Here is a 6,174-nt window from a genome sequence, read left to right as displayed (position 1 = left end):
GGCGGCAGCAGCACCAGCGAATGGTTACGCGAAATCTGACCATTCACTTTAGCCTCGCTGGCCGGCAGCGGGCGCACGCCGCAGAAGGTATAAACCACCGCGGATGCTGGAACCACGATGTCAGGAAATACAAAGCGCAGCGACTCAAGAATGTAAGCCTGCTCTTCGGCTTCGCACACCACGCCCTCAGGGTCATCAACGCGGATATCGGTGGAGCCCACCAGCACTTTGCCGAACCAGGGAAACATAATGCACACCCGGCCTTCCTGATTTTCGAAATAGACCATTTCACCGTCCAGCATCTGTAACAGCTGGGGATGATCGAGGATCAGATGCGACCCTTTGGTGCCGCCTATCAGTCTGGTCGGCTGCGAATGCACGGCCAGCTGCTGATTCAGCTGGTCGATCCACGCGCCGCCGGCATTCACCAGCACGTGCGGCTGCAGGCTAAAGCGCTTACCGCTCAGCGTATCTTCCAGCAGCACCGTCTCGTCGCTGGCGCTGACCACCCGCAGATAATTGAGCGCCAGCGCCTCCGGGCAGGCGCGTTCCGCATCTTCAATCAGCTCAAACCCGAGTCGCTCCGGCGCGCTGATCCACGCATCGTAGTAGCTGGCGCTGTATTTCACCCAGGGCGCGAAGCCAGGCCAGCGATCGCGCGTGGCGGCTTCGTTACGCAGCTGGTGGCGCGGCATAGCGCCGTACTGTCGCGTGTAGAGGTCGTACAGGCTCAGACCGGTTTTGATCAGCAGCGCGCCGCGCCGGGTGGGCTTATCACTCAGGCGCAGGAAACGTCGCGTGGCGTTAACCAGTCCACCGCCGAGATTATCGATCGGTACGGTGGTGCGCAGCGGAAACACATAGTGCGCGGCGTTTTTCAGCAGGCGATCGCGCTCCATCACCGACTCCTTCACCAGGCCAAACTCGCCGGTCTCCAGATAGCGCAGGCCGCCGTGGATCATGCGCGACAGCGCGCCGCTGGCCGCCTGGCACCAGTCACCTTTCTCCACCAGCACCGCAGGAATGCCCTGTAATGCCAGCTCACGAAAAGTACTGATGCCGTTGATGCCGCCGCCGACGATCAGCACCGGCAGCGAACTGCGCGCGCGCAGGCGGCTAAGCCGTTGTTCGCGGGTCAAAACCTGTTCCATTGTCAGCTCCTTGCGATGAACGCTTACTTGTCAAAGGTATAGGAGCGGGCGCAGCAAACGGCAAATCAGGTCATACAGGATGTGATTTTGTTCACTACCAATGAGAATTGTCGGGAAGCCTGGCAGGGGTAACGATATACTGCCGGTCAGACATCATGGTTAACCTGCAGGAAAAGGAATTTTCATGTTTTCATGGGCTCGATTAAGCGCACTCGCGCTGCTGGTCAGCGGCAGTGCGCTGGCAACGACATCACCAGACAGCATCATCAAACCGCTGATGCAGCAGTATCAGATCCCCGGTATGGCGGTGGCGATTCTGCACGACGGCAAAACCGAATTTTATAACTACGGCGTGGCATCGAAAGAGAGCGGACAGCCGATCAACGAGCAGACGCTGTTTGAAATTGGCTCGCTGAGTAAAACGTTTACCGCCACCTTAGCCAGCTATGCGGCGCAGCAGAACAAACTGAAATTCAGCGACGCGGCCAGCCAGTGGCTGCCGGAACTGAAAGGCAGCGCTTTTGATCGCGTCTCGCTGCTGAATCTGGCGACGCACACCAGCGGCACGCCGCTGTTCGTACCGGATGACGTGACCAATACCCGCGAGCTGATGCGCTGGTACAAACAGTGGCAGCCAGAGGCCCAGCCGGGCACGGTGCGGGTTTATTCCAACCTCGGTATCGGTATGCTCGGCATGATTGCGGCTAAAAGTCTGCATCAGCCGTTCATCAGCGCGATGGAAAAGCAGCTGCTGCCGGCGATGGGCATGACGCACAGCTATGTGCAGGTACCTGCATCACAGATGGGGCGCTACGCCCAGGGTTATAACAAGCAGGATCGCCCGGTGCGGGTCACGCCAGGCCCGCTGGATGCGGAATCCTATGGCCTGAAATCCACCTCTGCCGATCTGATTCGCTGGCTGGCCATTCAGCTGCAGCAGCAGCCAGTCGCGCCCGCATGGCAACAGGCGGTGGCCGCGACGCATCAGGGCTATTACCACACCGAGGCCGCTTTTACTCAGGCGATGATGTGGGAATATTACCCGCTGCCGGTGACCACGCAGCAGCTGGTGGACGGCAACAGCGGCGCGCGCATCATGAAGGGCATGAAAGCCACGCGGATTACGCCGCCGCAGGCTGCGCCGCAGCAGGCGTGGTACAACAAAACCGGCTCCACCAACGGATTCGCCACCTACGCGGTCTTTATTCCGTCGCAGCGGGTTGCGCTGATTATGCTGGCAAATAAGTGGTTCCCGAATGACGATCGGGTGGTGGCTGCGGAAAAAATCATCAGCAACATCGGGAAGGGCGAATGATCACCATCAGAGCGCTGCGCGCAGAAGACTTTATGCCGTGGCTGGCGCTGTGGCAGGGCTATCAGCGCTTTTATCAGACTACCATTGACGATAACACCACCGGCGAGAGCTTTCGCCGCTTGCTGTCCCGCGCGGAACCCATGCACTGTCTGGTGGCCGAGCAGGACGGCGCGATGGTCGGGCTGGTGCATTTTCTTACCCATCGCTCAACCTGGACTCAGGGCGACTACTGCTATTTGCAGGACCTCTACGTCAGCGAAGCCGCGCGCGGTCTGGGTGCCAGCAAGGCGCTGATTCTGGCGGTCTATGAACAGGCGGAGAAACTCGGCTGTTCGCGCGTTTACTGGCTGACGCAGGCGTCTAATAGCCACGCCCGGGCGCTGTACGATCGGCTGGCGCAACAAACCGACTTTGTGCAGTACCGTCATTTATTCGATCAGCCATAATTTTCCCGGGCTGTCATGGAGGACGGCCCCCGCGTGCCGGATCAAGGCGCGCTTGCGTTATTCATCCCATCGTGTCGCTCCCTGGATACTTTCAAACGAAAACCCCACAGATAAATAACTGTGATCATGTTCGCTATTTTCTGCCTGCGTGCTGTCTTTTTGTTCGCTCGATGTTATGAATGAATATGTGATGTGTTTCGAATGAAACTAAAGCGTAAACAGACGGAGTGCGAGATGAACACCACTTTTACCTCAGAACAACAACCCAACGATTTTAAACAGCATGTGCGCCTGATGAAGCAGGCGCTCAGAGCACAGATTGGCGATGTCGAAGGCCTGTTTGAGCAGGTCAGAAGTAAGATTGTCAGTGAAATCGCAGCCGCGCGCGCCGAAGAGAAGCAGCACGGAACGGCGTGGCCGCAGGTCAGCTTCGCGGATCTGGCCGCCGGTCGCATCAGCGAACAGACCAAAGATCATATCCGCCGCCGCGGCTGCGTGGTGGTGAAGCAAACCTTTAGCCGCGAGCAGGCGCTGGCGTGGGATGCTGACATGCTCAACTACCTCGACGACAATGATTTTGACCGCGTCTATCAGGGGCCGGGTGACAACTTCTTTGGCAACCTCGACGCCTCGCGGCCGGAGATCTACCCCATTTACTGGAGCGATGCGCAGATGTCAGCCCGCCAGAGCGAGGCCATGGCGCAAACCCAGGCGTTCCTCAATCGCCTGTGGAAATTCGAATCCGCCGGTACGCGCTGGTTTGATCCGGACGTGAGCATCATCTATCCGGATCGCATCCGGCGCCGGCTGCCGGGTACCACCTCAAAAGGGCTGGGCGCGCACACCGATTCCGGCGCGCTGGAGCGCTGGCTGTTGCCGGCCTATCAGCAGGTGTTCAGCAAGATCTTTTCTAACCAGTTCGATCAGTACGATCCGTGGGATGCGGCGCACCGCACGGCCGTGCAGGAGTATCAGTCTGGCACCACCACCAAATGTTCGGTGTTCCGCACTTTCCAGGGCTGGACCGCACTCTCTGATATGCAGCCCGGTCAGGGACTGCTGCACGTGGTGCCGGTGCCGGAAGCCATGGCTTATCTGCTGCTGCGTCCGTTACTGAAGGATGTGCCGGAAGAGGAACTGTGCGGCGTGGCGCCGGGCAAAGTGCTGCCGGTATCGGAGCGCTGGCATCCGGAATTAATTGCCGGCCTGTGTTCGATCCCGGCGCTGCAGGCGGGCGATTCGGTGTGGTGGCACTGCGATGTGATTCATGCGGTGGCACCGGTAGAAAATCAGCAGGGCTGGGGCAACGTGATGTACATTCCTGCCGCGCCGATGTGCGATAAAAACGCCGACTATGCGCAGCAGGTGGCGCAGGCGCTGGCGACCGGTGTCTCGCCGGGCGATTTCCCCAAAGAGGATTACGAAGCCAGCTGGCGCGGCCGTTTTACGCCGCAGGATCTGAATGAAAACGGCCGGCGCAGTCTGGGATTAGCGTGATTTCTGCTAAGCTGGGCAAAAACTTTTTTACAGCAGGCTCTATGAACGCACGTCATCAGCACATTATTCAACTGGTCAGCGAGCGCGGCAGCGTCAGCGTCAATGAACTGGCGCAAACCACCGGCGTTTCGGAGGTGACGGTGCGTCAGGATTTGAACCTGCTGGAGAAGGGCGGCTTTCTGCGCCGCGTGCACGGTTCCGCCGTGGTACCGGAAAGTGATGACGTAGGCGCGCGCATGCAAACCCGCTTTGCGGTGAAAAAACGCCTGGCGGAGTACGCCGCCGGGCTGGTTAACCCCGGCGAAACGGTGTTTATTGAAGGCGGCAGCACCAATGCGCTGCTGGCGCGAGAGCTCAGCCATCGGCAGGACATCACCATCATCACCGTCAGCCATTACATCGCCGGACTGCTGCGTGAGCAGGGCGGCGATGTGATTATCCTCGGCGGGCTGTTTCAGAAAAGCAGTGAGTCGGTAGTCGGGCCGTTAACGCGGCTGTGCATTCAGCACCTCAACTTCCATAAGGCGTTTATTGGCATTGACGGCTGGGATGAGGCGACCGGTTTCACCAGCCGCGACATGCTGCGCTGCGATGTGGTGAACGCCATCATGGAAAAACCGACGCACACCGTCGCGCTCACCGACTCCTCCAAATTTGGTCAGATTCATCCCTATGCGCTGGCGCCGCTACAGCCGTTTAAGCAGGTGATCACCGACGCGGAACTCGCCGCAGGCTGGCAGCAGCAGCTGCGTGCGCAGTCGCTGCAGCTCAGTCTGGTTTAACCTGATTCATGCGCTGAGTAGCGCCTGCGCGGTCAGCTCGTCGGTGATCAAACCGGTGACGAGTCCGCTGGCCAGCACCGCGCGGATCGCCGCCACTTTGCTCGGTCCGCCGGTCAGCGCCACGATCTCTGCGCGCTGCGCCAGATCCAGCGGCACCGACAGCGTGCGTGCCGTCAGCGAGTTGTGAATCATCTGCCCGTCGGCAGCGAAAAAGTGCCCCAGCAGTTCGCCCACCGCACCGGCTTCCGACAGGGCGCGGATCTCGGCTGCATCGATCATCCCGGCTTCCACCAGCTGGGCGGCTGGTTCCACGGTGCCAATGCCCACCAGCTTCACTTCACTGTGCGCGGCCATGCTAAATACTTCGCTGACACCACGCTGCGCCAGCAGCACATCGCGATCCTCTTCGGTGTTGGCAAAAAACGGTACCGGCATCATGTAGGCCTGCGCACCGGTTTTTTCGGCGATGCGATGCATCACGTCATGCGGATTGAGCGCGTAGTTGCGCGTCAGACAGCCGAGCAGGGAGACAAAGCGCAGGTGCGGCGCGTCGATACGTGCCAGCTGGTGAATCGCTGCCGACAGCGTCCGGCCATGGCCGAGACCCAGCGTGATTGCCGGCGTGGAGGCCAGCAGATTACGCAAATAGTCGGCACCGGCCATGCCCAGCGCGCGCACCGGCAGGCCTTCTTCACCGAGATCGGGTGCCACCTGACAAAAGTTCAGGCCGTAGCGGCTGCGCAACTGCTCTTCCAGCGTCACGCAGGCGACAATCGCGCCGTCGATGGTGACTTTCACCGCGCCTTCGGCCACCATGCGCGCAATCAGCCGATGGGTTTTCACCGACGGCAGGCCGAGCCGTTTGGCCACTTCAGCCTGCGTCAGGCCGCCGACATAGTGCAGCCAGGCCGCGCGCAGGGCAAGGGAGTCATCGCGTTCAGCGGAAGTCGGTGCGGATTTCATCGGATTGTCCCTGTCAGGTT

6 protein-coding genes are annotated in these 6,174 nt (G+C 60.0%); 4 read left to right on the top strand and 2 right to left on the bottom strand.

The features are described from left to right. On the bottom strand, positions 1 to 1,151 hold a 1,151-nt coding region (locus tag ERD80_RS02830), incomplete at its 3' end, for a glycerol-3-phosphate dehydrogenase/oxidase (RefSeq protein WP_136545683.1). A 184-nt stretch (positions 1,152 to 1,335) separates the two neighbouring features. On the opposite strand from ERD80_RS02830, the gene ampC reads away from it, so the two are divergent. From ampC to ERD80_RS02810, 4 genes are all read left to right on the top strand, one after another. Then, positions 1,336 to 2,466 carry a class C beta-lactamase gene (gene ampC / locus ERD80_RS02825; RefSeq protein WP_136545682.1) on the top strand — a complete coding sequence of 377 codons (1,131 nt, stop codon included), beginning with the start codon at positions 1,336 to 1,338 and terminating at the stop codon, positions 2,464 to 2,466. Further along, positions 2,463 to 2,912: a GNAT family N-acetyltransferase gene (locus ERD80_RS02820; RefSeq protein WP_248295815.1), complete on the top strand. Its 450-nt coding sequence runs from the start codon at positions 2,463 to 2,465 to the stop codon at positions 2,910 to 2,912. Before ampC ends, ERD80_RS02820 begins: the two co-directional genes overlap by 4 nt. Positions 2,913 to 3,146: 234 nt before the next feature. Further along, entirely contained in the window at positions 3,147 to 4,409 is a 1,263-nt protein-coding gene (locus ERD80_RS02815; protein WP_136545681.1) for a DUF1479 domain-containing protein, read from the top strand. A gap of 41 nt (positions 4,410 to 4,450) precedes the next feature. After that, positions 4,451 to 5,191, top strand: a complete 741-nt coding sequence (locus ERD80_RS02810) for a DNA-binding transcriptional regulator YciT (RefSeq protein WP_136545680.1) — start codon at positions 4,451 to 4,453, stop codon at positions 5,189 to 5,191. Positions 5,192 to 5,197: 6 nt separating this feature from the next. Here ERD80_RS02810 and ERD80_RS02805 read toward each other — a convergent pair whose 3' ends face one another. After that, positions 5,198 to 6,154: a sugar-binding transcriptional regulator gene (locus tag ERD80_RS02805; RefSeq protein WP_059008814.1), complete on the bottom strand. Its 957-nt coding sequence runs from the start codon at positions 6,152 to 6,154 to the stop codon at positions 5,198 to 5,200. Between the last annotated feature and the right edge of the window lie 20 nt (positions 6,155 to 6,174).

Source organism: Pantoea sp. R102 (assembly GCF_004916815.1).
Lineage (GTDB): Bacteria > Pseudomonadota > Gammaproteobacteria > Enterobacterales > Enterobacteriaceae > Pantoea > Pantoea dispersa.
The sequence above is the reverse complement of the archived record's forward strand: the minus strand, read 5'-3'. Positions and strand labels throughout refer to the sequence as shown.

Bases quoted from the DNA above. Each gene is read 5' to 3' on its own strand.
- ERD80_RS02805 (WP_059008814.1), bottom strand. From the start codon at position 6,154: ATGAAATCCGCACCGACTTCCGCTGAACGCGATGACTCCCTTGCCCTG.
- ampC (WP_136545682.1), top strand. From the start codon at position 1,336: ATGTTTTCATGGGCTCGATTAAGCGCACTCGCGCTGCTGGTCAGCGGC.
- ERD80_RS02820 (WP_248295815.1), top strand. From the start codon at position 2,463: ATGATCACCATCAGAGCGCTGCGCGCAGAAGACTTTATGCCGTGGCTG.
- ERD80_RS02815 (WP_136545681.1), top strand. From the start codon at position 3,147: ATGAACACCACTTTTACCTCAGAACAACAACCCAACGATTTTAAACAG.
- ERD80_RS02810 (WP_136545680.1), top strand. From the start codon at position 4,451: ATGAACGCACGTCATCAGCACATTATTCAACTGGTCAGCGAGCGCGGC.